Source organism: Nocardia sputorum, assembly GCF_027924405.1.
Lineage (GTDB): Bacteria > Actinomycetota > Actinomycetes > Mycobacteriales > Mycobacteriaceae > Nocardia > Nocardia sputorum.
The window spans coordinates 2,456,149-2,479,356 of the sequence record NZ_AP026978.1; the positions used below are offsets into that span (position 1 = coordinate 2,456,149).

The 23,208-nt window shown below is 69.0% G+C and carries 20 protein-coding genes; 16 read left to right on the forward strand and 4 right to left on the reverse strand.

Annotated features, from left to right (window positions below):
- Positions 1 to 128: 128 nt before the first annotated feature.
- The 11 genes from QMG86_RS11355 to QMG86_RS11405 all read left to right on the forward strand — a co-directional run bounded on the left by QMG86_RS11355 (position 129) and on the right by QMG86_RS11405 (position 8,143).
- Positions 129 to 1,754 carry a hypothetical protein gene (locus tag QMG86_RS11355; RefSeq protein ID WP_281879387.1) on the forward strand — a complete coding sequence of 542 codons (1,626 nt, stop codon included), beginning with the start codon at positions 129 to 131 and terminating at the stop codon, positions 1,752 to 1,754.
- The gene (locus QMG86_RS11360) at positions 1,751 to 2,536 is read left to right on the forward strand and encodes an ESX secretion-associated protein EspG (protein WP_281879388.1); all 786 of its coding nucleotides are present in this window, start codon (positions 1,751 to 1,753) and stop codon (positions 2,534 to 2,536) included. The genes QMG86_RS11355 and QMG86_RS11360 overlap by 4 nt, the downstream gene beginning before the upstream one ends.
- Positions 2,537 to 2,582: 46 nt before the next feature.
- Complete coding sequence (locus QMG86_RS11365; RefSeq protein WP_281879389.1) at positions 2,583 to 3,026, forward strand: hypothetical protein; 444 nt, start codon at positions 2,583 to 2,585, stop codon at positions 3,024 to 3,026.
- Positions 3,023 to 3,310 (forward strand): YbaB/EbfC family nucleoid-associated protein, encoded by a 288-nt coding sequence (locus tag QMG86_RS11370; protein ID WP_281879390.1) that lies wholly within the window; start codon positions 3,023 to 3,025, stop codon positions 3,308 to 3,310. The genes QMG86_RS11365 and QMG86_RS11370 overlap by 4 nt, the downstream gene beginning before the upstream one ends.
- A 255-nt stretch (positions 3,311 to 3,565) precedes the next feature.
- Positions 3,566 to 3,886 carry a type VII secretion target gene (locus QMG86_RS11375; protein ID WP_281879391.1) on the forward strand — a complete coding sequence of 107 codons (321 nt, stop codon included), beginning with the start codon at positions 3,566 to 3,568 and terminating at the stop codon, positions 3,884 to 3,886.
- Positions 3,883 to 5,247 (forward strand): hypothetical protein, encoded by a 1,365-nt coding sequence (locus tag QMG86_RS11380; RefSeq protein WP_281879392.1) that lies wholly within the window; start codon positions 3,883 to 3,885, stop codon positions 5,245 to 5,247. Before QMG86_RS11375 ends, QMG86_RS11380 begins: the two co-directional genes overlap by 4 nt.
- 13 nt (positions 5,248 to 5,260) lie before the next feature.
- Positions 5,261 to 5,566, forward strand: a complete 306-nt coding sequence (locus QMG86_RS11385; protein WP_281879393.1) for a PE domain-containing protein — start codon at positions 5,261 to 5,263, stop codon at positions 5,564 to 5,566.
- A 30-nt stretch (positions 5,567 to 5,596) separates the two neighbouring features.
- Positions 5,597 to 6,634, forward strand: coding sequence for a PPE domain-containing protein (locus QMG86_RS11390; protein WP_281879394.1), 1,038 nt, complete (start codon positions 5,597 to 5,599; stop codon positions 6,632 to 6,634).
- Complete coding sequence (locus tag QMG86_RS11395) at positions 6,631 to 7,416, forward strand: ESX secretion-associated protein EspG (protein ID WP_281879395.1); 786 nt, start codon at positions 6,631 to 6,633, stop codon at positions 7,414 to 7,416. The genes QMG86_RS11390 and QMG86_RS11395 overlap by 4 nt, the downstream gene beginning before the upstream one ends.
- A 78-nt stretch (positions 7,417 to 7,494) precedes the next feature.
- The gene (locus QMG86_RS11400; protein ID WP_281879396.1) at positions 7,495 to 7,812 is read left to right on the forward strand and encodes a WXG100 family type VII secretion target; all 318 of its coding nucleotides are present in this window, start codon (positions 7,495 to 7,497) and stop codon (positions 7,810 to 7,812) included.
- 37 nt (positions 7,813 to 7,849) lie between these two features.
- Complete coding sequence (locus tag QMG86_RS11405) at positions 7,850 to 8,143, forward strand: hypothetical protein (RefSeq protein WP_281879397.1); 294 nt, start codon at positions 7,850 to 7,852, stop codon at positions 8,141 to 8,143.
- A 54-nt stretch (positions 8,144 to 8,197) separates the two neighbouring features.
- Here the strand turns inward: QMG86_RS11405 and eccE are convergent, their stop codons facing one another.
- Positions 8,198 to 10,033 carry a type VII secretion protein EccE gene (gene eccE / locus QMG86_RS11410; RefSeq protein WP_350356379.1) on the reverse strand — a complete coding sequence of 612 codons (1,836 nt, stop codon included), beginning with the start codon at positions 10,031 to 10,033 and terminating at the stop codon, positions 8,198 to 8,200.
- Positions 10,034 to 10,065: 32 nt separating this feature from the next.
- Between eccE and eccB the strand changes: the two genes are divergently transcribed.
- The 5 genes from eccB to QMG86_RS11435 all read left to right on the forward strand — a co-directional run bounded on the left by eccB (position 10,066) and on the right by QMG86_RS11435 (position 16,059).
- Entirely contained in the window at positions 10,066 to 11,475 is a 1,410-nt protein-coding gene (gene eccB / locus QMG86_RS11415) for a type VII secretion protein EccB (RefSeq protein ID WP_281879398.1), read from the forward strand.
- Positions 11,476 to 11,736: 261 nt separating this feature from the next.
- Positions 11,737 to 13,374, forward strand: a complete 1,638-nt coding sequence (locus QMG86_RS11420) for an MFS transporter (RefSeq protein WP_281879399.1) — start codon at positions 11,737 to 11,739, stop codon at positions 13,372 to 13,374.
- On the forward strand, positions 13,371 to 13,850 hold the full coding sequence (locus tag QMG86_RS11425; protein ID WP_281879400.1) for a hypothetical protein: 480 nt from the start codon (positions 13,371 to 13,373) through the stop codon (positions 13,848 to 13,850). Before QMG86_RS11420 ends, QMG86_RS11425 begins: the two co-directional genes overlap by 4 nt.
- Positions 13,851 to 13,986: 136 nt before the next feature.
- Complete coding sequence (locus tag QMG86_RS11430) at positions 13,987 to 14,646, forward strand: response regulator transcription factor (protein ID WP_281879401.1); 660 nt, start codon at positions 13,987 to 13,989, stop codon at positions 14,644 to 14,646.
- A 24-nt stretch (positions 14,647 to 14,670) separates the two neighbouring features.
- On the forward strand, positions 14,671 to 16,059 hold the full coding sequence (locus QMG86_RS11435; protein WP_281879402.1) for a sensor histidine kinase: 1,389 nt from the start codon (positions 14,671 to 14,673) through the stop codon (positions 16,057 to 16,059).
- Positions 16,060 to 16,148: 89 nt separating this feature from the next.
- Here QMG86_RS11435 and eccCa read toward each other — a convergent pair whose 3' ends face one another.
- From eccCa to eccD, 3 genes are read right to left on the reverse strand one after another with little or no spacing between them, the layout of a single operon-like run.
- Complete coding sequence (gene eccCa, locus QMG86_RS11440) at positions 16,149 to 20,177, reverse strand: type VII secretion protein EccCa (protein WP_281879403.1); 4,029 nt, start codon at positions 20,175 to 20,177, stop codon at positions 16,149 to 16,151.
- Positions 20,174 to 21,601, reverse strand: coding sequence for a type VII secretion-associated serine protease mycosin (gene mycP, locus QMG86_RS11445; protein ID WP_281879404.1), 1,428 nt, complete (start codon positions 21,599 to 21,601; stop codon positions 20,174 to 20,176). Before mycP ends, eccCa begins: the two co-directional genes overlap by 4 nt.
- Positions 21,594 to 23,048 (reverse strand): type VII secretion integral membrane protein EccD, encoded by a 1,455-nt coding sequence (gene eccD / locus QMG86_RS11450; protein WP_281879405.1) that lies wholly within the window; start codon positions 23,046 to 23,048, stop codon positions 21,594 to 21,596. Before eccD ends, mycP begins: the two co-directional genes overlap by 8 nt.
- Positions 23,049 to 23,208 lie beyond the last annotated feature (160 nt).

Genomic DNA, 23,208 nt, shown 5'->3' on the forward strand with positions numbered 1-23,208 from the left:
ACGCGACCGAGCGTCCGGTGACCGGACGCCCTATCCCGGCCCGGCGGCGACGCCGGCTTGCGTCGACTGGTTCCGCGACCAACTGCGCTGACCACAACGAAGTTCATCGACCAGTACGGAGGGCACACATGGCACTCGACCCGAACGTCGCGGACCCCACGGCATGGTCTGTGCTACCGAATCTGGCCGGCGACGGGCATCTGCGGCTCGAGGCCGGCGCGGCGCACCGCTGCGCCCGATATGTCGACAACATGCTCGATCTCGTTGTCGGAGTGCACACCTGGATCGATCAGAACGTTTCGCTGGCGAGCCCGACCATCGCCGCCTCGGTGTCGGGTCAGTTGCTGTGGACGGTCTTCAACGTGAAGTTCGGCACCGAGTTGCAGGAGCGGATGGACCGGCATCGCAACATCCTGACCAATATGGGCAACACGTTCGTCTCGGCGGGAAAACAGTACGAGCGAACCGAACACGAGTCGACGGTGAGTTTCGACGACCTCTCCTTCCACAGTCCCTCCGGAACCCCACCGCCCGGTACGCCGAAACCGGTGGCGGTTCCGGTCCATCCGACCAAGCCGGACTCGACAACCCAGTACGACTCGTACGGGTTCGGTCCCGAACTGGGGAGCCAGCTCGGGTGGGAGACCCTATGGGTGATCGGCAATTCGATCGATGCCCAGGCGGTCGCGACCGCGGCGGGAGTGTGGCAGTGGCTGTCGGAGACCTTGGATACGGGGTTCACCACGCTGCGCACGAATATCTCGGGGGTATCGGATCAGTGGGAGGGGGCGGGTGCCGAGGCTGCGATCGCCGCGACGACACACTATGTCGGAGTGTCCCAGCAGCTCACCAAGGACATGTCCCTGCTCAGTGATTCGTTGCTCTACACCTCGGGCTGGCTCCAGCAGACCAAGCAGTACGCCACACCGCCGACACCGTCCCCACCGCCCGGCGACAGCATCTCGCAGCAGATGCAGAACGAGCTGAACCTGATCCGGCTGCAGGAGAATTTCCAGACGTACTACTCCGTGAACTACACCAACACCCTGACCCGCATCGTCGCGCTGCCCCAGCCCGATGACGTGGCGACCCCGGCGCTCGACATCGGCGACGACAACGTCCCGATCGGAACGCCGACCGACGCCCACAACGATGACGACACCGGTGGCAACCATGGTGACCCGTCGACCGGCGACGGCGGCGGTCAGCACGGCAGCGACCCCGGCGAGGACGATCCGCTCGGCAACCGTTCGCCCGGCGGCGACGGCGACGACACCCCGATCGGATCGTCCGACACGGAGACGAATACGCCGAATCTTTCCGAGGCGCTGAAGGATTCCCCCTTCTCCTCGCCCGCCGACCTCCTCGAGGAGCTGACCTGGCAGGACCCCGGAAACAACCCGCTGCTCGTGAACACCGCGCTGCTGCCCCCGACGAACAACGCCTTCGGCGGTGTGGGCACGGGCGGGATCAGCGGGCGTGGCGGACTCGGGCGCGCGCTCGCGCTCAGCCCGCTCGCGAACCAGGATCCCAAGCTGTTCCCCCGTGTCACGAAGGTACCGGGGGAGAAGCTGATCGGCCGCGCGGGTCCGGGGCTCGGCCGGGATCCGATGATGCCCTTCGGCGGTTATCCCGCACGTCCGGGCACCGAAGAGCGGGAGAAGAAGCGCTCGGAGCTGCTGAACTCGACCGAACACCTCGACGACGTACTCGGCGGGCCGGGGCGCAGCGTGCGGCCGGTGCTCGATCGGTGAGCCGCTCCTGGCTGCTCACCGACATCGAGCTGATCGCGTTGTGGGACAACCTGTTCAAGGATCGGCTGCCCGCGCCGCTGTTCTGCCTGTATCGCGGCGAGAGTGCTGCGGAGTGGTCGCGCCTGGCCGACGCGGCGCTGGACGGACTCGCCGAGGACGAGGACGGTGCTCTGCACGACGCGCTCGGACGTATCGCGCATGCTGACATCCGGGTCACCGTGGCGGCCTTCGATCCACGCAGTCCGAATGATCCGGCCGGCAGGGTGCGCGCGGTGGGCGCACGTCAGGGCGCGGTGGCCTCGCTGATCCGGCAGCTGCCCGGTGAAACCTGCTGGCACAGTGCCGGATTTCAGGTCAGCACCGGCGCCGCCGAGCGGCTGCCGGGTGCGCTGGTCGGGGTGCTGCCCGAAGGCGCCGCCGGCCGGCTACCCGACATTCCGCTGGTGACGGTGCCGACGGTTGCCGATGTCGACCATCACTTCGGGCGGTCCCCGGTATACGACAGCTTCGGTGAGGCGGACCGGGCCAGCGCATCGTGGCTGCGCCACCCCGTCGAGCGTCGAGGCCTGATCGAAACCAGTTTGGGGAGATCGATATTCGGGCCGCGCGGGATAGCCCGGCGCCGCATCGATTGGCGCGATCTGGTCGGCGACGGCCGCTACGCCGTGACGGCCGCCGCCGCACCGATCGCGACGGCCGTCGACCGTGCGGCACTGGCGGCGCTGGTGGCAGCCGATATCGAGACCGTACGACATACCATGGAGGACGAACGACGTGCGTGAACGACAGGGCGGTACCGACTCCGCGAACAGGTGGTCCGCGGACTCGATGTTCGGTGCAACCATCCACGACGATCCGGTCTATCAGGGCGGCGACCTGGTCGAAGACCCGGTGGATCAGCGCGTCGACTCCGGCGTTGGCTCCCCGGATTTCGCCGCCTGGTCGGTCGGCGAAGCAGCTCTGCGCGGTGGGGACATCGTGGTGAGCGCGACCGATTCCGGACTGCCGCTCGCGCTCCGGGTCCGACCCGACCAGCTCCGGCGCGATCCCGCCGAGCTCGGCGACGACATTCTGCGGCTGTGCCGACAGGCCGCCGGCCGGGCCGGCCTGCTGCGACGTGAGTACCTGAGCGGTCTCGGCGTACCGGACTCGGCCCTGGACCTACTCGCACTTCCATCCCGGCTCCAGGTCGAGGCGGACGAACTCACCGGAGAATCCGAGCACGGCTACGAACCACGCAGCTGGCTGGACCGGGAAGGAGACCGCTGGTGACCGACTTCGCCGCCCTCGAGTCGGGTGCGCTGACGCAATTGGATCGAATGCGCGGACTCGCGGCCGACCTGGAAGCGATCCGGGTCGAGCACACCGATCCACGCGGGAACGTCACCGTCGGTGTCGACGGTATGGGTCGTCTGGTGAAAGTAGTTCTTGCCCAAGGTGTTTCACAGCTCTCGCCGCGAGAGTTCGAACACGCGGTCGTCGATACCGCGGCGGCCGCGGCGCGGCAGGCGCTGGCGACGCGGGCACGGCTGATCGAGGAGTTCAACGGCGGGTGAACAGATGACGTGCGGGGTGGGCGCCCCGCTCCGATGGTATCGCGCGAGGGCGCGAATCCCTGTCCGCCCGCCGCTTCGGTGCAGGTCAGCGCGCTGTACACACCACGTCGACCCGCACGATCAACGCCCAGGTGAACAGTAGGTTCTGCCACTCGCACACCGCTTGCAGACCGTCCGGCGCTCATTACATTTCTGACCTGAGCCGGCCAGGCATCCGATTCCAGAGTTCACAGATCAGCCCAGGAGGGCACCGTGATGAACGTACTCAATGTGCAGCCGCAGACTTTCCGACGGTACGGCGAGATTTCCGACGGGATGGCAGCGACGGTCGCCGCGGCGGGGGTGGTCGATCAGGCCGCGGTCATCGCGGCTGCGGTCCCGGTGTTCGGTCTGATCGGACAGGAGTTCCTGACCAGCTTCGCCTACGCCCAGGCGAACCACTTCACCGCACTGGCCCAGCTGGTCGACATCCTCACCGCAACCGCCGACACCGCACGGGGCGCGGCGGCCTCCTACGAACTCACCGAGCAGCACAGCGCCGCTGAGTTCGTTCCGCCGGCCGGGAACAACGCATGACGGCCGAACATCTCGCGGCGCCGCTGTCCCCGTCCGTGCTCGACGCTCTGCACAACACTCCCGTCGCGCCGCTGCTCGATCAGTCCGCCCAGCAAGTGCTGGCCGGTATCGGCCTGCCCGCACTGCCGCAGCTGTCCGCCCTGCCGCCCTTGCCGGGCCTGCCCGCACTGCCGCCACTGGATCCGACGGCACTGATCAGGCCGGTGACCGACCTCTTCAGCGGCTTCGGCAGCGGTGATCTGGCCACCGACGCCGGGCTCAATCCGCAGACTGTGCTGCAGCGGGTCACCGACGCGGTCGGCACTGTGATCCAGTTGGCATCCTCGGGGATTCAGCTGCTGCAGTCGATGGAGAGCAGTGGGGTGACCGCGGCGACCTCGGCCGCGCTCGACACGGTCGCGACGTCGGCGTCGATCTCCGAGCAGGCGACCCGGATCAATCTGGTGACCGGTGGCGCGGCCGCAACCGTGGCCACCGGCTATGCCGAAATGGCGGCGCTGGCAACCAGGTTCGCGCTCACCACGGCGGCGCTCGGCCCCACTCTGGTCACCCCGCCGGGGCAGGCGGCTCTGCTGGCGACCGCGATCGAAGCCGGTACCGAGGCCACCGCGATCACCGCCCGGACCAAGGCCCAGTTGTTGGGGCAGTCGGCGGAGATGGCCGAGGCGGGCGAGCCGGTGCCGACCCGGGTACCCAAGCGCGCCGACCCGGGCAAGGTACAGCGATCACTGGCCCGGAGCGCGTCGACGGTGAGCGGATCGGTGCCCGAAACATCGATGATCACCAGGGGCTCGGCTACGGCGACCACCGGTGGCGCCGGGTCGGCGGGTTCGGCGGGAACCTCGAGGCAGTCCTCGCTCACCCAATTGCTGTCGCAGGTGCAACAACTGGTGACGCCGCTGATCTCGTTGGGACAGACAGTGGGCAAGGAGGCCGCCGCGCAGCTCTCGGCCAAGCCGGTTGCCGAGACCTCGACACCGGCGGCCAACCGGCCGACGTCCGTGTCGGGGCTGTCCGCGGCTTCGGTCCCGGGCACGGTCGCGGCCGTGACACCCGCGGCCACGGTGCTGGGCGGATGGCAGGCCGAAGGGATCGTCACGGCGGCGCCGACGAGTCAGGTCGCCGCCGTCGGCATTCCGATCACGACGTCCACCTACTCGCACGAGATGCTGCCGCCGCTGGTCCCCGGCGCGGCCCTCACCGATGGTGACGGTCGCGCGCGGCCGTCGGGCAGTGCCCCCGCACAGCTGGCGGACACGCGCTACGTCGACGAGTTGATCGGCAGCGGACAGCAGGACATCGCAGCACCCGTCATCGGTCTCGATTCGACCGATGACCCGGATACCCCGTTCAGTCTGTAGAAGGAGAATTCGCATGAGTCGCATCGCGATCGACAACGAACTGGCCGTGCTCGCCGCCGGACGGCTGGAATCAGTCGCCGACGGTCTCGAGTCCGGGTTGCGGCAGCGGGGTGCGGCCCTGCGACCAACCGCGGCGGCCGCGGACGCGGTCTCGCGGCACACCTCACAGACGCTGGGGCAGGTCGGCTGTTCGTTCGAGGAGTCGTACCTGGGTGGTGTCGGCGAGCTGCGCAAGATCGCCGCGAACCTGCGGTCCCATGCCGACCTCGTCGTGAACTCCGACGACGACGCCGTGCAATCGTTCCGGTCCCTGATATAGCACCGCCCGGCGGAGACGAGGAGTGACGCGATGGCACAACCGGCACAGGTCGGTTTCACGGGCACGATCTGGGAGGCTGTGCCGCCCGAACAGCTGGCGGGCGAGCTGACCACGGGGCCCGGCGTGACGCCGATGGCCGAGGCGGGCCTGGCCTACGCCGCCCTCGCGGTCGGTCTCGGTGAGGCGGGGGCGGAGTTCCGCGCCATCCTGTCCGTTGTCGGCGAAGCGTGGGGCTCGGAATCGAGTGAAGAGGGGATCGCGCAGCTGGCGCAGCTGGCCGACTGGTTCGACGACATCACCACCGCCGCACGACACAACGCCGCCGCCGCGGCGCAGCAGGCGGCATCGTACGAGCTCGCACAGCTCACGATGCCGCATGTCGGTGAGGTGATCGACGCGATACGAACGGCCGAGCAGATGGTGGCGGGCTCGCTCCTCGGCGCACCGCTGACAGGTCTGTTCGACGCCGCCGAGAATCAGGTCGACGCGCTCCGTACCCACGCGGCTCAGGTGATGCGGTCGTATGAGGCGGGCAGTGAACCGCTGGCGGTCGCGTGGGAGCAGGAGCCGGCGCCCGCGGTCTCCGCCGGTGCCGCCCTGCTCGCCGAACAAGCGTCCGCACCCTCGGTGGGGGATGCCCTTGGGCCCGCCCTGGACGCACATGTCGTCGCACCGCCGGTACTGACCTCGCTGCCCGCGCCGGATCTCTCGGCGCTGACCGTCGCGCCGACCCCGACGGTGATGGTCGGGAGTGAGTCGCTGGTTCTTTCGCCCGTCCTGTCACCCGCCGTGCCGGTGGTGGCGGGGTCGCCCGGTCCGCCCGTGGTCGCCGCGGCAGCGTCGCCGGTGGCGGCACCGCCACCGCCCTTGGTGGCGCCGACCGCGGCCCCGGTGACGCTGTCGGCGCAGTCCGGCCCGCGCGCGGTTGCCGCCGCGGCCGCCGATCTCGATGGCCGGATCGGCGTGGACGCCGGATTCCCCACCGCACCAGCGGTTCTCGGCGGTGGTGTGGTGGCGCAGTCCCGATCGGCTCCGTCGGTCGAGAGCACCGGGAGCGATCCGCGATGACGATCCTGACCACCGACGGCACTCTGACCGTCGCAGGCGCCCTCGGCGTGCAGACCCTGCCACCTGTGCTCGCGCTGCGTCCCCAGCACATCGACCACGCCGGCTTCCTCGCCGCGCGGACCGCCACCCTGGCCGAGCTGCGCGCCGACGGTGTACTCGACCACGACGGTAACGTGCTCGACGACGAGCTCGCCGCGGCGCTGTTCGTGCTGGCGAGGCCGGAACGGCAACTGGTGCTGCGGATCCGGCGCGACGGCGCGGTGCGCCGCGTCTGCCTGGCCCGGCGAGGTTTCGACCACGCGGTGGCGGTACGAACCGACGACGAGGTCGACGTACGCACCGTGTGGGGCGACGAGGACCCGGTGGCACTCGCCCGGCCGCTGCTGGTGGCGCTGGGCAAGTGCCCACCGGCTGATGTTCCCGTGCTCACCGCACCCACCGCGGAACTGCGCCGCAGGCTCGACGACTCGCGCATCACGCCGGCCAGCGCCGTCTACCGGACCGGGATGTCCGAGTCGGACGCGATCACGCTGGGAATGGCCCTGCGCCAGTGCAGTTCGATCGCCGAGCTGGTCTGCTACGGCTACCGGGACGGCAGCGCCCGCCGGGCGCATGCCGCGGCGGCCGTGTACGACACCGCCGAGGGCCGGATCATCGCCGGTGGCCGTGCCGCCACCGACGGACAGGACTGGACCACTCTCGCTCCCGGCAGCGATCGCCGGTTCGCCCACGTCGTCGGGGCCTTGATCGAATCGCTGCCCGAAGGCCGCTGGATGCCGTAACCGGCGCGATTTTTCCAGATGTCCGGGGTATCTCCCCGGAATTCCCAACACATCACCACTTCGAGAGAGGATATCTCCATGTCCGGCACAGGTCCGCTTCATCTCGACTTTGCCATATTCCAGAAGTACGCGAATGCATACGCCGACGTGATTCCGCCCATCGACAAGAGTGTCGATAATCTGGAGACCACGGTGATCGCCGCGAAGAAGGACTGGGAAGGTGACGCCAATGCCGCATTCACCCGATTCGCGGACGAGCTGCAGCTCAAGATTCGTAAAGTGAATGTCGACCTCGGTCTGGTTTCGGACGCACTGCGTACCGGCGAGACCAAGGTGGCGCAGACGGAAGACGAAAGCATGAGCGGTTTCACCACCCTGAACTCCAACTACCTCTGAACAGACCGGACAACACTCCAGAACGGAAACACCCACTATGTTGTACAACCCGCCCGGCGTCCTGCGCCTGATCGGTGATATGGACAAATACCACGCCGATATCACGGCCGAACGCGAGAATGCCGAGAACGCGGCCACGCTACTGGTCCGGGACGGCTGGCAGAGCGGTGAAGGCGGCGCCGCCGGCGCCTTCCTTGCCAAGCACAAGACCCTGATCACCGACCTGGACGACCTGCTCGGTCTGCTGAAGAAGGGGCGCGACAACGTTCAGGCCGCGCTCGATAAGGCGCGGGCGACTGATCAGCACGTCGCCGACGACTTCATCTGGTAGCAACGACACGAACCGGCCAGGGGCCCGCTGCCGATCGGCAGCGGGCCCCTGGTCTCATGCCGACTGTAGTTCCGGTTCGGGTTCCGGTTCCACCTCGGGGGATGGCGTGGCTTCGCCGAGGAAACCGGCTTCCTCTGGGATCGATACGACCCGCACGGCCAGCTCTTCGCCGGAACAGCGGATGAGCACACGGCCCGGTTGTGCGGCGAATTCGATCAACGCGACATCGGCGCCCATCAGGGAGGTGGTGCACTCCCCGGTGGAACGGACGTGCACGGCAGTCGCCTCCAGTACCTGACCGGCGGACGCCACCCCGTCGTAGACGATCATCGTGGCCGCGGCCGCGTGCTGGGAAGCGTTCTCCGGCGTGGGAACGGACAGGGCGGCGGGTGCGGCGACCGCCTCCACGAGACCTGCCCATTCCTGTGGGCGGCTGCTGTGCACGATCACCTGTGCGCCCACCGCGATCGCCCGCAGCACCATCAGCTGGGTCAGGCGCAGCGAACCGACGATCTCCACCCGCCGGACCGTGGGTCCGAACAGCGGCACCGCGACGCCGAGACCGTCGTCCGTCGCCCCGATCACCTGGCCGCAGCCGGACACCGGCACGCTGAACTGCGTCAATGCCGCGGGGATCGCGTGCCGCGCAACACTGGGGCCCAGGTCGCCGTCGTCCAGCAGTACCTGCCGCTGCCGACCGGACAGGAGCAGATGGCCGAGGTCGGCAGGCGTGTTCTGCGCCTCGTGACGGCCGACGCCGGCCAGATCCTGGCGCACCAGCGCAGTGAGCGCCACCGCGTTCCCGCGCCGCGCCAGCCCCTCCGAATCCCCGGCCGGGGTCAACCGCAACCGGGTCAGCATCGATCGGCCCGAAACCGCCCACACGCCGGCGAGTGCCGCCGGATCGAGACGATGCGGCCGGATCGCGTAGCCGGCCAGTTCGATGCCGCCGCTGCGGAGGGTGCTCCAGTCCTCGCTCCACAGCGCCGGATCGGTCTCGTGCAGCGCCGCCGACTCCGCCGCGGCGAGTTCGGCGGCGGTCATCAGCGACACACGGACACCCCGGGTGGCCAGGCGGCCCGCCACGCGACGGGTGGCGACCAGCGCGGTGCGGACAACGCCGTCCTGCCCGCTGCCCCTGTTGTCGATCGCTCCGACATTGTCGAGCGGGTCGAATCGCAGGACCAGCCGGACGCTCTGATCCGCGGCCGCGGGCAGCGGCCCCAGCAGCTTCTCGTAGTGCGGCACCACGGTGTGTGGGCCCCGCGTGCGTACTCCGAGAGTGACGACGTCGACGGCGGCCAACCGGATGTCGAACTGGGCCAGGCACCGCGCCACATCGGCCAGGCAGATGGCCGAGCCGGCCCGGATCCGTGTCGCGCCGAGCATGGTCGGGCGCACCGAGGTCGGGCCGAGGCGCAGCATCGTGATCAAGTGCTCACCGTCCCACCGCATTCCGCACCGCTCGCCACCGGATCCGGGGATATCGACATCGAACGGCTCGGTGCGGGACGAACTAGCACCGATCCGCCGATTACGCCACTTCAGGGCGATTCGCATTCCCAGAATTCTCCATATGTTTGTACGGCGCACGCGGGCGCTGCCGATCAGTGCAATTCCGATTCCTACCGCGACGGCTATCCGAACCGACCCGCCCAGGGCGATAACAGCGGTGGCGGAGGCGGCACCCGCACCGGCCGACGGCAGCACCACCGCCATCGGCATGCGGGTGAAAATGTCGCGGCGCACCACGCCGGGCGCGGGTGTGCGGGATGTTTCCTCCGTTTTCTCCGGAGGCGTTGTCTCGTTATTCATCCGATTCATCTCCATTCGGCACTCACCCCCGTGGTGCGGTAGCCTCCCACACGCCGTTGGAATATGCATATTCATGCGCGCACTGTTCACGCGTTGGAGGAGTTGTAATGCCGGCACAGTTGACGACCCGGGCGCAGGTCAATGGTTACCGATTTCTGCTGCAACGGTTCGAGCACGCGCTGGTCCGCCGGGACGTGCGCATGTTGCACGACCCCATGCGCATTCAATTCCGGTCACTGATGACCGGCCTGGTACTGGCCGTGCTGGTGACCGTCGGCTGCGCGGTGCTGGCGTTCCTGCGGCCACAGGGGCAGGTGGGTGATGCCAAGATCCTCATGGGCGCCGACAGCGGAGCGCTCTACGTCATGGTGGACAAGACCCTGCACCCGGCGCTGAACCTCGCCTCGGCTCGGTTGATCACCGGGAGCAGCGAATCCCCTACGTCGGTGAAGGATTCGAAGCTGGCGTCGCTGCCTCGTGGACCTCTCCTCGGCATCCCTGGCGCCCCGGCGTCGCTGCCGGCCCCTGCCGTCCGTGACCGCTCGGAGTGGACGCTGTGCGAGGACGCGACCGACGGGTCGCGCAGCACCGTGCTCGACGGCGCGCCGCACCTCGGCTCGCAGATACGCGCGAGCGCGCCCGGCGAAGCCCTGCTGGCGTCCCGCGACGGCGCGACCTATCTCGTCTTCGACGGCAAGCACGCTCGCATCGATATGAACAGCGATGCGGTGGTGGCCACCTTGCAGATCCGTGGCCTGCGGCCGCGGCCGATCGGTGCCGGACTGCTGAACGCGACCGTCGCGGTGCCCGAACTCGTCGTGCCGGAGATCCCCGACGCGGGTGCGCCCAGCACGGTGCACGGCGGGAATCTTGTTGTCGGGTCGGTGATCCGGGTGCAGGGCGTGAACGGCACCCAGCCGTATGTGGTGCTCGCCGGCGGTGTGCAGAAGATCTCCGAGTTCACCGCGGAGGTCCTTCGCGCATCGAATTCTCAGGGGCTCACGGTGATTCCGCTGCTGTCCCCGGATGCCATCGCCGGGCTACCGGTGCTGGACGCACTGCCGGTCGGCCAATTCCCCGCAGCCGCCCCCACCATCATGTCCACCGACACCGACCCGGTGGCGTGCGTGGCGTGGGCTCGCGGAACCGGTGATCAGGTGGCGACCCTGCGGTTGCTCGCCGGCAGACAGCTGCCGCTGGTCGCCGGCCGGACACCGGTGTCGCTCGTCGCGGGCGACGCGGCACATGCGGTGTACGTTCCCGCGTCCACCGGGGAGTTCGTCCAGGCCACCGGCATCGAACTCGACAGCACCCGCCGCGACAGCCTGTTCTACGTCACCGACACCGGTGTGCGGTTCGGCATCCCCGACCTCGCCTCGGCGACGGTCCTAGGCCACACCGAGCCGAAACTCGTCCCGTGGCAGATCATCAGTCAACTGCCCGCCGGGCCGATGCTCGATCGCCAGTCGGCATTGATCGCGCGCGACATCGTCAGGCCCGCCGGTCCGGTCCGGTAACCGGTCACCGGAAGTGACGAGCAGGTGAACGGATTGCGCTCGGGTCGCTGGTGCCGAGGCGGCTCGCTATGGTCCGAGCATGCCGAGGCCGGCCGCAAGGCTCGCGAACTGATGGCGCCGGTCACCAGCGCACGGCGCCACCCCACCCGACAGACAATGGTGGATTGCGGAGCTGCCGCGGCCCGTCGATTGGCGGGATCGCCTCCGATGGTCGACACTGCCGAGCGGGGGTGGATCGGCTAAGCGAGTTGAGGGCACGGCATGGCAGTCGAGGTCGTGGGTTCCACAGCGCCGGTACGGTCACGGACCGACCGGCCCGACGCGGCGGTGCCGCTACCACGCGGACGGCGAATACTCGTCCTGGCGTTGATCTACGCCACCGCGTTTCTGGTGAGCCAGGATGTCTCGCTGCACAGCATCGCCGTGTCGACCCTGCTGCAACAGTTGGGTGACCGCGATGTGCTCGCCTTCTCGCTGTGGATCCCCAAGGCGTATGTGCTGTCGCTCATCGTGTTCCTGCTCCTGGGCGGTGTGCTGACCGACCGCTGCGGCGCCAAACGCGTACTGATCGGCGGCTATCTGACCTTCCTCGCCGGGTTCGCGGTGCACATCGCGTTCGCCTCGACCTCATGGCCGCTGCTCGTGTCCAGAGTGTTCATGGGCGCCGGGATCGCCGCCATCGTGCCGTCCGCGCTGTCGATCCTCGTGCTCGTGAACGCGGCGGGCAGACAACGATCCAAGGCACTGGTGATCTGGGCGGGCTGCCTCGCGGCCGGAGTCACCGTCGTTCCGTTGCTGAGCGGGCTGCTGCTGCACAATATGTGGTGGCCCAGACTGGCGCTGGCCGACGCGATTGTCGCGACAGCCTTGCTGATCGGCGTCGTGAAGGTCGTTCCGCCCTGTCCTGCCGACCCGGAAGCACCGGTCGAATGGCCGAGCGCGGTAGCGGCGATGACCGGCTCGGGCCTGGTGGCGCTGGGGTTGTTCAAGGCGCCGGACTGGGGCTGGACGGCGCCGGCGGTCATCGCCACGCTGGTGGCGGGCACGTGCCTGCTGGTCCTGGCGGCCACAATCCGCCGGGGCGGCGAACTGCCCCATGACATCCTGATGCGACCCGAGCCGCGCCTGCGGCTCGCGATGCTCGCGCTGTCGACCGCTGTCGTGGCCGAGTTCGGCATCATCTTCCTGACGATCCAGTACCTGCAGGCGGTGCGCGGCTCAGGGCCGATCGCCGGCGGCGCCGCGATCTTCGTGCCCGCCTGTGTGGCTTCCGCCGCCGGCGCCAAGGCGGGTGTGATGCTGCGGCGTCGGACCAGCGCCACTATTTCGTTGGTCATCGGTTTGACGACGATCCTGGACGGTCTGGCCATCGGGCTCACCGCCGACGCCGCGGGCAGCCTGGAGCGGATCGTGGCCATGGTGGCGGTGATGAGCGTCGGATTGGGCATCGTGGCCGCGGTTGGGCTGGACGCGATCAGCACCGCGATGCCGGTCCGGCGCAACGGCATTCCCTTCGCCGCGCAGTCGGCGGCCGTGCAGATCGGCAGCCTGCTCGGATTGGCGGTGACCGGCGGTCTGGTGGATCAGGGCTACCGCGCCGGCCTCGTCATTCCGGCCCGGGTGGCGGCGCACGGCGGCATCGTCGCCGACGGTCAGCCGCTGGGCATGAACGTGGCCACGGCCACCTCGGCGGGCGACGCGGTCGGTGGGCCGCTCGCGGAGGCCGTGCAGAACGCGTTCCTGGCCGGCTATCGGCACGCCTTGCTCGCCACCATCGCCGTTGTCGTGGTCGCGATGGTCGTGCTGCTGGTCCTGGCCGCCCGAGGCCTCGGGGCGTCGGACAGGCCGAATTCCGAAGTACTCGCCAGTTCCTCAAGGAATTCTCAAGAATCTGAGTGATTCGCATTTTCTTACAAATTGTTTGCAAAAATCTCGGCCGGATATTGGTCGGCCCCGGAAAGGCGCGCATAATTCTTGCCGGACAATCCGATCATCGAAAGGCTGGGGTCGCCATGGAAAAGGTCGACGACGGCACTCCCGCGCGCCGCCGCACTCCGAAACGTTGTGCCGCCGCGCGAACCTCCCCGTCGCGGACATCGGCCGAGGAGATCTTGGCCCGGTCGCGAGCCGAGCGTGCGCAGCTCGAACAGGGCAAGCTGTTCCAGGCCCAGCTCGTCGATGAAGCCGAACAGCTGCACGAGGAGATTCGGGCCTTGCACGAGGAATTGCGCGAGGTCTATCGGCAGATCGGCAATCTGCGCAAACGGTTCTCCAGTCTGCCGCCCGTGCCCCGGCTCGCCGGCTACGCGCCCGTGGTCGTCGCGGCGCCCGCGCAGCACGCGGTGCGCGCCGCTGGTAACCGGGCCACCGCGTGAGGGCTGGTTCCGGCGTGGAACGGACTGCTGCGCAGGGTATCTCACATACCGTCACCTGACGGCATAGACCATTACCTGTTGTAGTCTCACCTATTGTCCAGACGGTTCGAATCTGGACGGTAGGAAGGACCGGGTCGTGCGGGTAGTGGTGGTGGAAGACGACGCAGGCGTGGCCGACGCGGTCGTCGACGGCCTCCGGGCTCATGGTTTCGCGACGGTCGACCACCTTTCGCACGGTCTGGACCTGCTGACCGGCCACACCGCCTACGACGCGGTCATCCTCGATCTCGGTCTACCCGACGTCAACGGGTATCTGGTGCTGCGTCAGCTCCGCAAGGTGAGCGCGGTGCCGGTGATCATGCTTACCGCCGAGGGCGACGAGCTGGCCGTAGTGTCCTGCCTGCGCGCCGGGGCCGACGACTACATGGTCAAACCGCCCAGAGTCGGGGAACTCGCCGCGCGCTTGGAAGCGGTGGGCCGGCGCCGCGGGGAAGCCGAGTCCTGTCCCGATGTGGTGGTCACCGGCGACGTCACCGTGAATTTGGCGGCCCGGCACGTCGAGGTGGCCGGGCTGCCGGTGCAGCTGACCCAGAAGGAATTCGCGGTCGCGCGGGTGCTGGTGGAGCAGGCCGGAGTCGCGGTGCGGCGCGACAAGATCATGGACGAGATCTGGGGGGAGAAGACCGCGTCCACCTCCCGTTCACTCGACGTCCACATCGGTGCGCTGCGGGCGAAATTGCAGCGCCCCGGCCTGATCACGACCATTCACGGCTTCGGATACCGCTGGGCCCGGTGACATCGCCCGATGCGAGTTCGGCTGGTGAGCACGTTCACGCTCCTCGCGACGATCTGCATGACCTGCTTTGCCATCGGCATCGGCTACCAGGTCGCGGCGACCCGCACCCAGGGCCTGCTCATCGATCGGATCCAGGACGCCAACCGCTTCGCGGCGATGGCCTCGTCGAATCCGGCCGGTCTCGACGACGCCGCGCAGACCTACTACGAGCAGACCGGTAACGGAATCCTGGTGATCGCCAACAGCGGTCGGCTCATGGTCGATCTGGGCGTCGATCGTGGCAATGCCCGGGTCGCCGCGGTCTCGAGAAACGCGCACCAGTTCGTTCCGCCGGACATGCTGTATCCGTGGAGCACCCATCCGATGATCGTGGCGCAACCCATCGGGACCTGGCCGCAAGCCGGCGGTGTGGTGGTCATCGTCATCTCCACCGCGGCGACCCGCGGCGGAATCGCCGACAGCTGGATCCAGCTCGGCTGTGCGACCGCGACCGCGCTGCTGGTGTTCTGCGGGGCGGCCCTCGCGGTGTCGGGATGGATTCTGCGCCCGGTGTCGGAGCTGCTGCGCGATGTCGACGCGCTGACCTCCACGCTGCCGGTGGCCGCGGTCGAGCCGCGGCGGTCCGGCTCGCTCAGGCACGGCCCACCGGAGATCGTCGAACTCGCCACCGGTGTCCAGGCGGTGACCAGAGCGGTCGCGGACCTGGCCGCCGCGGAGCGTCAGCATGTGGTCGACACCGCCCATTCACTGCGTAATCCGCTGGCCGCGCTGGCCCTCCGCCTGCAGGCGCTGCAGCCGATGATCGCCCACGACCACGCGGCGGCGACGTTCGTCGGCGTCGTGAGCGAGGTCGACCGGCTCACCGAACTGCTCGACGGATTGCTGAGCGCGGCGGTCGTGGAATCCGAGGTCGCGCGGCCGGTCGCGGCGTGTGATGCGGTGACGGTGGCCCGGGAGCGGGTCGAGTCGTGGCACGCCGCCTTCGCGCAAGCGGATATGACGCTGACCCTGGAGGCGCTCACCGATGTCGCGGCCGCGGCCGTTCCGGCCGGTGTGCTGACGCAGATCCTCGATGTGGCACTGAGCAATTCCGCCCGGTATGCCGGGCGGGACGCGCAGACCACGATCACCGTCGGCCACGAATGCGAGTCGGTCGTCGTGTCCGTCCGGGACGACGGCGTCGGGGTACCGCCGGACGAACTCGATCAGCTGACCACGCGATTCTTCCGCGGAACACAGTCCGGCACCGGCGGTTCCGGTCTCGGGCTGCCGATCGCGGCGACCATGGTGGCCCAGTACGCGGGGCTGTTCTTCATCGAGGCGGCTGATCCCCGCGGTCTCGTTGTCACGGCGGGATTCCCGTCCGCCGATCGGGCGATGTTGCCGGTAGGTGAACAACTGAAGTCGCGGTGAACTCCGTTGTCGTGACGCGCGCCGGGTGCGTCGGCACACGTCATCCTGTGTGCCGACACACCCGCTCAGGTGAGTCTGTTCGGACCCGGTCACAGCGGTGGTAGACGGCAGATCTGGACGAGTTCGCGGCCCCGGGTGCGCGAGACCAGCATGCCGCGGCCGGGCGGATACTGTGCCGCCCGCACATCACCGAGCAGGACGCCCTCGTCCTTGGGTGTGCTCATCAGCAGCCCGTCCACCGACATGTCCTTCAGCGGCCCGAGCACCGAATCGTATAGCGCGCGCGAGGCACCACCGGAGCGCCGGGCGATGATCACATGCAGGCCGATATCTCGAGCCTGCGGGAGCAGATCCATCAGCGGGAGTAGCGGATTGTTGGACGCCACCATGTCGTAGTCGTCGACGACCACATACACCTCGGGGCCGGTCCACCAGCTGCGGTCGCGCAGCTGTGCCGGGGTGATGTCGGCTCCCGGCATCCGCTGCGACACGAAACCCGCGACCTCTTTCAGCGTCGGGACCGAGGTCTGCGCCGAGGTCGAGTACCCGGCCAGGTGCGGGCCCTCGATCGCGCCGAGCATGGTGCGCCGATAGTCGACGAGAATGATGCGGGCCTCGTTCGGGGTGGAGTTCTCGACGATGCCCTGCGCGATATTGCGGAGGAGGGTGGTCTTGCCGCAGCCCACGTCGGCGAAGACCAGCAGGTGCGGCTGCTCCTCGAAGTCGAGCACCATCGGCGCCAGCTCGGACTCGCTCAACCCGATGAGGACCCGTTTGTTGTCGAGCCGTAGCCGCTGTGCCCGCGCGGTCTCGAGCACGGGGGCGCGGTCCAGTTCCAGGGGGAGCTGACGTACCGCCGGTGCGCGCCGCTCGCCGTAGAGCTCGGCCAGGACCTCCTTCGCGGCGGTGACACCTTCGGCGAGGGTGGCCGGGTCGACATCGGTGTCCAGGCGCGGCAGCGCGATCAGCATGTGCAGCCGGTCGGCCGTCATGCCGCGGCCCGGCCTGTTGATCGGAACACCCACGGCGGCCCGGCGATCCATCTCCGAGTCCGACGGGTCACCGAGACGGAGCTCGATCCTGGTACCGATCTGGTCCTTGACCACCGGACGGATCTCGGCCCACCGGTTGGCGCCGAGGACGAGGTGGATGCCGTAGGACAGGCCCCGCGCGGCCAGGGCGAGCACCTGGCCCTCGACGATGTCGAACTCCTCGCGGAACGCCGCCCACCCGTCGATGACGAGGAATACGTCGCCGAACAGGTCGCTCGCGAGTGGGTGCGCCTCTTGCTCCGCGGCGGGCAGCTCGGCGAGATGCGCCTTCACCTTGCGGAAATCGCGCATGTTCTCGATGCCGAGGTCGAGGAAGCGGCGTTCGCGCTGACGCAGCAGCATGCTCAGCTCGGCTACCGTGCGCCGAACCCGATCGCCTTGCAGGCGGCCTGCCGCCGAACCGACATGCGGGAGTCCCGCCAGGGCGGCCAGGGCGCCACCACCGAAATCCAGGCAGTAGAACTGCACCTGCTCGGGGGTGTGGGTGGCGGCGGCGGACATGATGATGGTGCGCAGGGCGGTCGATTTCCCCGACTGTGGCCCGCCGACTACCGCGATATTGCCCTGGGCGCCGGCCAGATCGATGGTGAGGACATCGCGCCGCTGCTCGTAGGGTTTGTCGACGATGCCGATCGGCAGCCACAGCCGGCCGTTGCGGTTGTTCGCCGAACGCCAATCCTGATCGGGCAGCAGCATGTCCACGGTCGGGGTGATGTCCAGGGGCGGTAGCCACACTTGGTGCGCCGGTCGGCCGTGGCCGGTCAGCCGGTCGACGACCACCTGCAGCAGCGATTGTTCGTGGGCGGTCTCGGATTCGGTGCCGCCGAGCAGTTGGCTCAAGTCCGGCAGCTCGACCTCGATCGGAGGTGTCTCGCGGACGGCCACGGCCGCGGCGGTGAACAAGTCGACCGTGCCCGCGGCGCCGGTTGCCGGTCCGCTGGCGGGCCCGCCGTCGACCGGGGCCACGTAGGGACCGGAGACGTAGGTAGCGTTGAACCGCAGCGGGTCGGAGGAATCGCTCTTGAGGTATCCGGCACCGGGCTGGCCGGGCAGATGGTAGGCATCGGTGATGCCGAGGACCTGGCGCGATTCTCCGGCGGAGAAGGTGCGCAGGCCGATCCGGTAGGACAGGTGCGAGTCGAGACCGCGCAGGCGATTCTCCTCGAGGCGCTGCGAGGCCAGCAGAAGGTGCACCCGCAGGGAGCGGCCCAGCCGGCCGATCATCACGAACAGCTCGGCGAAATCCGGTTTCTGCGAGAGTAATTCGGAGAACTCGTCGACGATGATGAACAGCGCGGGCAGCGGATCGAGCTGTGCGCCGTTGGCCCTGGCCTTCTCGTACTCGGTCACGTTGGCGAAATTGCCTGCGGCTCGCAACAGTTCCTGCCGTCGGGTCAGCTCGCCCGCCAGCGCGTCACGCATCCGGTCGACCATCGAGAGTTCTTCCTCGAGGTTGGTGATGACCGCGGACACATGCGGCAGCGGGTCGAGCCCCAGGAAGGTCGCGCCCCCTTTGAAGTCGACCAGGACCAGGTTGAGCAGGTCGGGCGAGTGCGTGGTGACCATCGACAGCACCAGGGTGCGCAGGAATTCCGATTTGCCCGAGCCCGTCGCGCCGATGCACAGACCGTGCGGGCCCATGCCGTTCTCGGCCGATTCCTTGATGTCGATGTCGACCGGAGTGCCGTCGGGGGTGACGCCGATCGGCACCCTGAGCCGTTCGCGGGAGGACCGGGGCCGCCACACGGTATCGGGATCGATGCGCGCCGCGTCCGGAATCGCGAGCAGCGACATCAGACCCGGGTCTCCGCTGACATCCTCGCCGAGGTTGACGATCTGCGCGGTGGTGGCGATGCGATAGCGCGCCGTCGCGCGGGCGAAAGTCGCCGCGACCTCCGGGCTCACCCGGTCCGGGCCCGCGAAGTTCTCCACCGATCCGCCGGTGCGCGCACCGATCACCTCGTCCTCGGCCACCAGTTGCAGGCCGCGCCGCACCGCGAGCCCGGTCTGCGGGGCGGTCAGGTCGAGCACGGTGACCGAGTCCAGTCCCGCGTCGCTGATGGTGCGTTCGGATCCGCTGACGTAACCGTCATCGATCACGACTACGACATGTGGGCGGCCGGGCGTCGGTGGAGCGTTGCGCAAGAAGCGCCCGCGTTCGAGCAGGTCCTCGTTCAGCGCGGTCTCGAGTTCCGAGAGTGATTCGTACAGCATGCGGGCGGAGCCGACTCCGTCGCGGTCGCGCGGATGCTGCAGGTGTGGAAGCCATTTCGTCCAGCGCCAGGCGTCGCCGTCGGGATCGCCGGTGACGACGGCGAAGACGAGGAAATCGGGACCGTGAAAGGTGGCCAGCTCCATCAGCATCGACCGCACCAGCGCGCGTCCGTGCTCACGCGGACCCTCGATGTTGACCGCCGGGAACGCCCGCAGCGAGATGGCGGTAGGCAGGCCGTGGACCACCGAGTGGGTGCGTACGAACCGGCGCAGCGCTACAGTCGCCACCGGTTCCAGGTCCTCGAGCGGGCCGGTTTCGGGCCGCGACAGCTTGGTGGCGATACGGTGGCTGCCGATACCGATGCGCACGTGACCGAAATCCGGGTCGCCGGGCCTGCGTTCCCACATGCGGCGGGTGCCGATCAGCGCGTGCAGGTCGGCCGGGTGTGGGTGACTCCATATCAGCGCCGCACGCTGCGCTGCGCCGGTACCGCGCACATCGCGGCGCAGCTGGTCGAGGTAGCGGAAATAGTCCTTGCGTTCCTCGTTGAGCTCGGCGGCCTTCTTGCCACCGCCGCCGGCGCGGCCTGCGAACATGCCGACCATCGACATCAGCATCATCATCGGGAACATGATCGCCATGGGGTTGGTCAGCGCGGCCTTGCCGCTCATGGTGAACATCAGCGCCATCATGCCGACCATGGCGACCACCATGACCAGCGGCAGTAGCCGCTGCCACAGCGGCGCGGGCACCGGCGCGGTGATCTCCGGCGGGGCGTTGAGGACGACTTCGCCGCCGGGCGGGCGCGGCGGCGCGATCCGGGCCAGCCGGATGAAACCCTGTGTCGTCATGGCTGTTCCATTTCTCGGTCGTCGCCGGGCAGGGCCAGCGGTGTGTGCCGGTCGCGCCGGAAGGGAATCGAGAGGGTCGACAGGATGGCCAGCACGGTCAGGCAGGCGGCCGCGCCCGTCAGCCCGATGCGGCGGGGCCACGGGTTGACCGGCGTCGGCGGTGTCGGGCCCGCGATCTGTGTGCCCGCGGCCGGATCGCGGCCCGATTCGGCAGGCAGGACGGCGGTGAGCGCCGCGACCGGGTCGATCATGCCCGCGCCGAGCCGCGAGTCGTGACCGTCGCCCGGCGCGTGGGCGGTAGCGATGATCCTGGTCATCACCTCACCTGCCGACAGCGCGGGATGGCGGGCGCGGACCAGCGCGGCCAGGCCCGCGACATAGGCACTGGAGAAACTGGTTCCCGCGACGGGGGACACCCCGCCGTCGGCCTGCGGGGTGCCGTTGACGAGTCCGGTGCCACCGGGCTTGCTGTCCAGCGACATCAGGTTGTCCCCGGGTGCGGCCACCCCGACCCACGGTCCGTACAGCGTGAACGACGACGGTGCCCCGTCGGGCTCGACCGAGGCCACCGACAGCACATACTGCGAGAACCAGGCGGGCGTCGCGATGGTGCGGACCGCATCCCACCCCGAGGTGCCGTTCTGCTCCTTGCACGCCCCCTGGGACTGCAGATTGCCCGCGGCGGCGACCACGACGACATCGTGGTCGTAGGCGTATTTCAAAGCGGCGCCCAGCATTCCGTCCACCGGGGGAGACCCGGCGGGCTGGCAGGACACTTCGGAGATATCGATGACCGACGCGCGCAGGTCCACCGCGCGGACCACGGCGTGCGCGAGCGTGGCCACCGTGCCGTAGCCACCGGCCGACATGCCACCGGGCCGGTCGCTGCCGTAACTGTTCTTCGCCTGGTAGGCCAGACTGGTCTGGCGAATCGTCAGCACCGTGGCGGCGGGCGCGACCCCCGCGAAACCGTCGCTGCCGTCGGAGGACGGGTGGGCAGCGATGATGCCCGCGACCATGGTGCCGTGCCCGTCGCAGTCGGCGGTGCCGTCGGAATCGGAGACGTAGTCCCCGCCGGCCTCGACGGTCAGGCGCGGATGCCGGTTGACTCCGGTGTCGATCACGGCGACGAGTTGTCCTTCGCCCCGGCTGAACTCCCAGGCGTCGGCGAGCGCGAGCGCCTTCTGCACCGCGGGCACGCCCACCGGCGCGGGACCCGACCAGCGAGGTTCCGAGCACAGCAGCCGCTGCTGCGAGGGCTCCGGAGGCGCCACCGGGGCGTCGGTGACCAGCGCGCCGGGATCGACTCCGGGTGGTGCGACGGCCGCCGCCGGACCGGCGGGGGCCAATGCCGTCGTCGCCACCAGGGTCGCGGCCGCCGTCCCCACCGCGGCTGATCTGGCCACCCGCAGGTACTCACGCATTGCGCGCCATGGCGTACACGTCGACGATCCAGAAGATCAGTGGCCCGATCAGGCAGATCATCAGATACTCCAGCAGTTCGCCCGCGCGCTGCACGACCGGCGAGATCTCGAGCTCGGGCCCGGCCACACCGATCAGCAACGCCAGCGCCGCCACCCCGAGCAACGCACCCGCCGCGGGCAGGGCCGCACCCGTGATGTGCACGCCCAGCAGCACGATCGGCGGGATCAGTGCCGCGCATCCGCCTGCCACCATCATCGCCGCCTGGGTGAGGTCGGAGAAGGCGCGTCCGCGCCGGGCGAGCACGATCCCCACCGCCACCGCGAGCAACGCGGTTTGCCAGAGATGGTCGATGGCCGCCGCGACGACCACGATCGTCGCCGTCACCGTCACCGTCACAATGCCGGCGATCATGCCCGACTGATAGTCGTTGGCGAGCCGGGATCGCTCGGCCAGACCGGCGGCCGACGGGATCGTGGTCGCGCCGATCGCGCCGATGCCCTCGATGGTCGGTCGCGGCTCGTGGTCGCGCGGGTCGATCACCCCGCCCGCGGTCGGCACCGGCGGGACGGGCAGGCGCGCGGCGGCCACGGCGATTCGCGGGGCCAGGGTGATGCCGAGCAGGGCGACGAAGACGACGCACGCCGCGATCTTCGACGGGGACGCCTGCCACAGGGTCGCCGTGCCCGCGGCGCCGGTGCCGAAGGCCGCGACCGTGATCACCGCGGTGAACATGGTGGGGCGCACGGCGATCCCCCGCATCGCGATCACCGCCAGCAGCACGATGGCGGCACAGCTCAGCAACAGATGCGGAGCGCCCAGCGGTCCGGGAACCAGCGCGCCGGCGCCGGCGCCGCACAGCAGCAGCCCACACAGTGCCACGGCGGTGGCGGCCAGCGGCGCCGCGTACATCCGTGCGATCACCGCAGCCCCGACCAGGGACAGCAGCCCGGTGGCGAGGCCGGCCGCGCCCGGAAGGCCGCCGCCGACATCCGCGGCGGCGAACAGTAACAGCACGCACGCGCCCACGACCGCGGCGACCGCGCCACCGAGCCCTGCCCAGCCGGCCGACTCCGCGGTCCATCCGCGGAACGAACTGTCCGTGAGCCGGGCCACCGCATCGATGACGTCGTCGAAGAGCGCGGGCGACTCGACCGAATCCACCGCGCCCAGCACCAGCAGATCGCCGTCGAAGACGTCGGCCTCGGTCAGGGTGCGCACCGGATCGATCGCAGTCTGCCCCAGCCGCGACAGTGTCCAGTGCTGCGCGGTCACCGGCCCTTCCTCCTCCTGCTCGGACAGGTCTGGATTGTGAGAAGCGATGAGTGCCACCACATCCGGAATGAAATTCGCGATCGGCACCGTTGCGGGCAGGACTACATCGACCTGGGTGTTCCCGCCGATCACCGAGACCCGGCACAGTTGCGGCTCGACCGCCGTTGACTCCATAACGCTGAGAACTCCGACTCTGTGGGTTGCGACGTTCGCCGAACGTAGCCACCTCGCATCAGTGGTGACAGGGTGCGCCGGCGGAGTTCGCCTCGCCGTAACCGTCGAACGACTCCGACATGCGGTTTTCGGTGAAGGCGGGCGAGTGCAGGTGAACCGC

Bases quoted from the DNA above. Each gene is read 5' to 3' on its own strand.
- mycP (WP_281879404.1), bottom strand. From the start codon at position 21,601: ATGCGTGAGTACCTGCGGGTGGCCAGATCAGCCGCGGTGGGGACGGCG.
- eccD (WP_281879405.1), bottom strand. From the start codon at position 23,048: ATGGAGTCAACGGCGGTCGAGCCGCAACTGTGCCGGGTCTCGGTGATC.
- eccE (WP_350356379.1), bottom strand. From the start codon at position 10,033: ATGAATATGCATATTCCAACGGCGTGTGGGAGGCTACCGCACCACGGG.
- QMG86_RS11355 (WP_281879387.1), top strand. From the start codon at position 129: ATGGCACTCGACCCGAACGTCGCGGACCCCACGGCATGGTCTGTGCTA.
- QMG86_RS11380 (WP_281879392.1), top strand. From the start codon at position 3,883: ATGACGGCCGAACATCTCGCGGCGCCGCTGTCCCCGTCCGTGCTCGAC.
- QMG86_RS11390 (WP_281879394.1), top strand. From the start codon at position 5,597: ATGGCACAACCGGCACAGGTCGGTTTCACGGGCACGATCTGGGAGGCT.
- QMG86_RS11400 (WP_281879396.1), top strand. From the start codon at position 7,495: ATGTCCGGCACAGGTCCGCTTCATCTCGACTTTGCCATATTCCAGAAG.
- QMG86_RS11365 (WP_281879389.1), top strand. From the start codon at position 2,583: ATGTTCGGTGCAACCATCCACGACGATCCGGTCTATCAGGGCGGCGAC.
- QMG86_RS11395 (WP_281879395.1), top strand. From the start codon at position 6,631: ATGACGATCCTGACCACCGACGGCACTCTGACCGTCGCAGGCGCCCTC.
- eccB (WP_281879398.1), top strand. From the start codon at position 10,066: ATGCCGGCACAGTTGACGACCCGGGCGCAGGTCAATGGTTACCGATTT.
- QMG86_RS11375 (WP_281879391.1), top strand. From the start codon at position 3,566: ATGAACGTACTCAATGTGCAGCCGCAGACTTTCCGACGGTACGGCGAG.
- QMG86_RS11405 (WP_281879397.1), top strand. From the start codon at position 7,850: ATGTTGTACAACCCGCCCGGCGTCCTGCGCCTGATCGGTGATATGGAC.
- QMG86_RS11420 (WP_281879399.1), top strand. From the start codon at position 11,737: ATGGCAGTCGAGGTCGTGGGTTCCACAGCGCCGGTACGGTCACGGACC.
- eccCa (WP_281879403.1), bottom strand. From the start codon at position 20,177: ATGACGACACAGGGTTTCATCCGGCTGGCCCGGATCGCGCCGCCGCGC.
- QMG86_RS11385 (WP_281879393.1), top strand. From the start codon at position 5,261: ATGAGTCGCATCGCGATCGACAACGAACTGGCCGTGCTCGCCGCCGGA.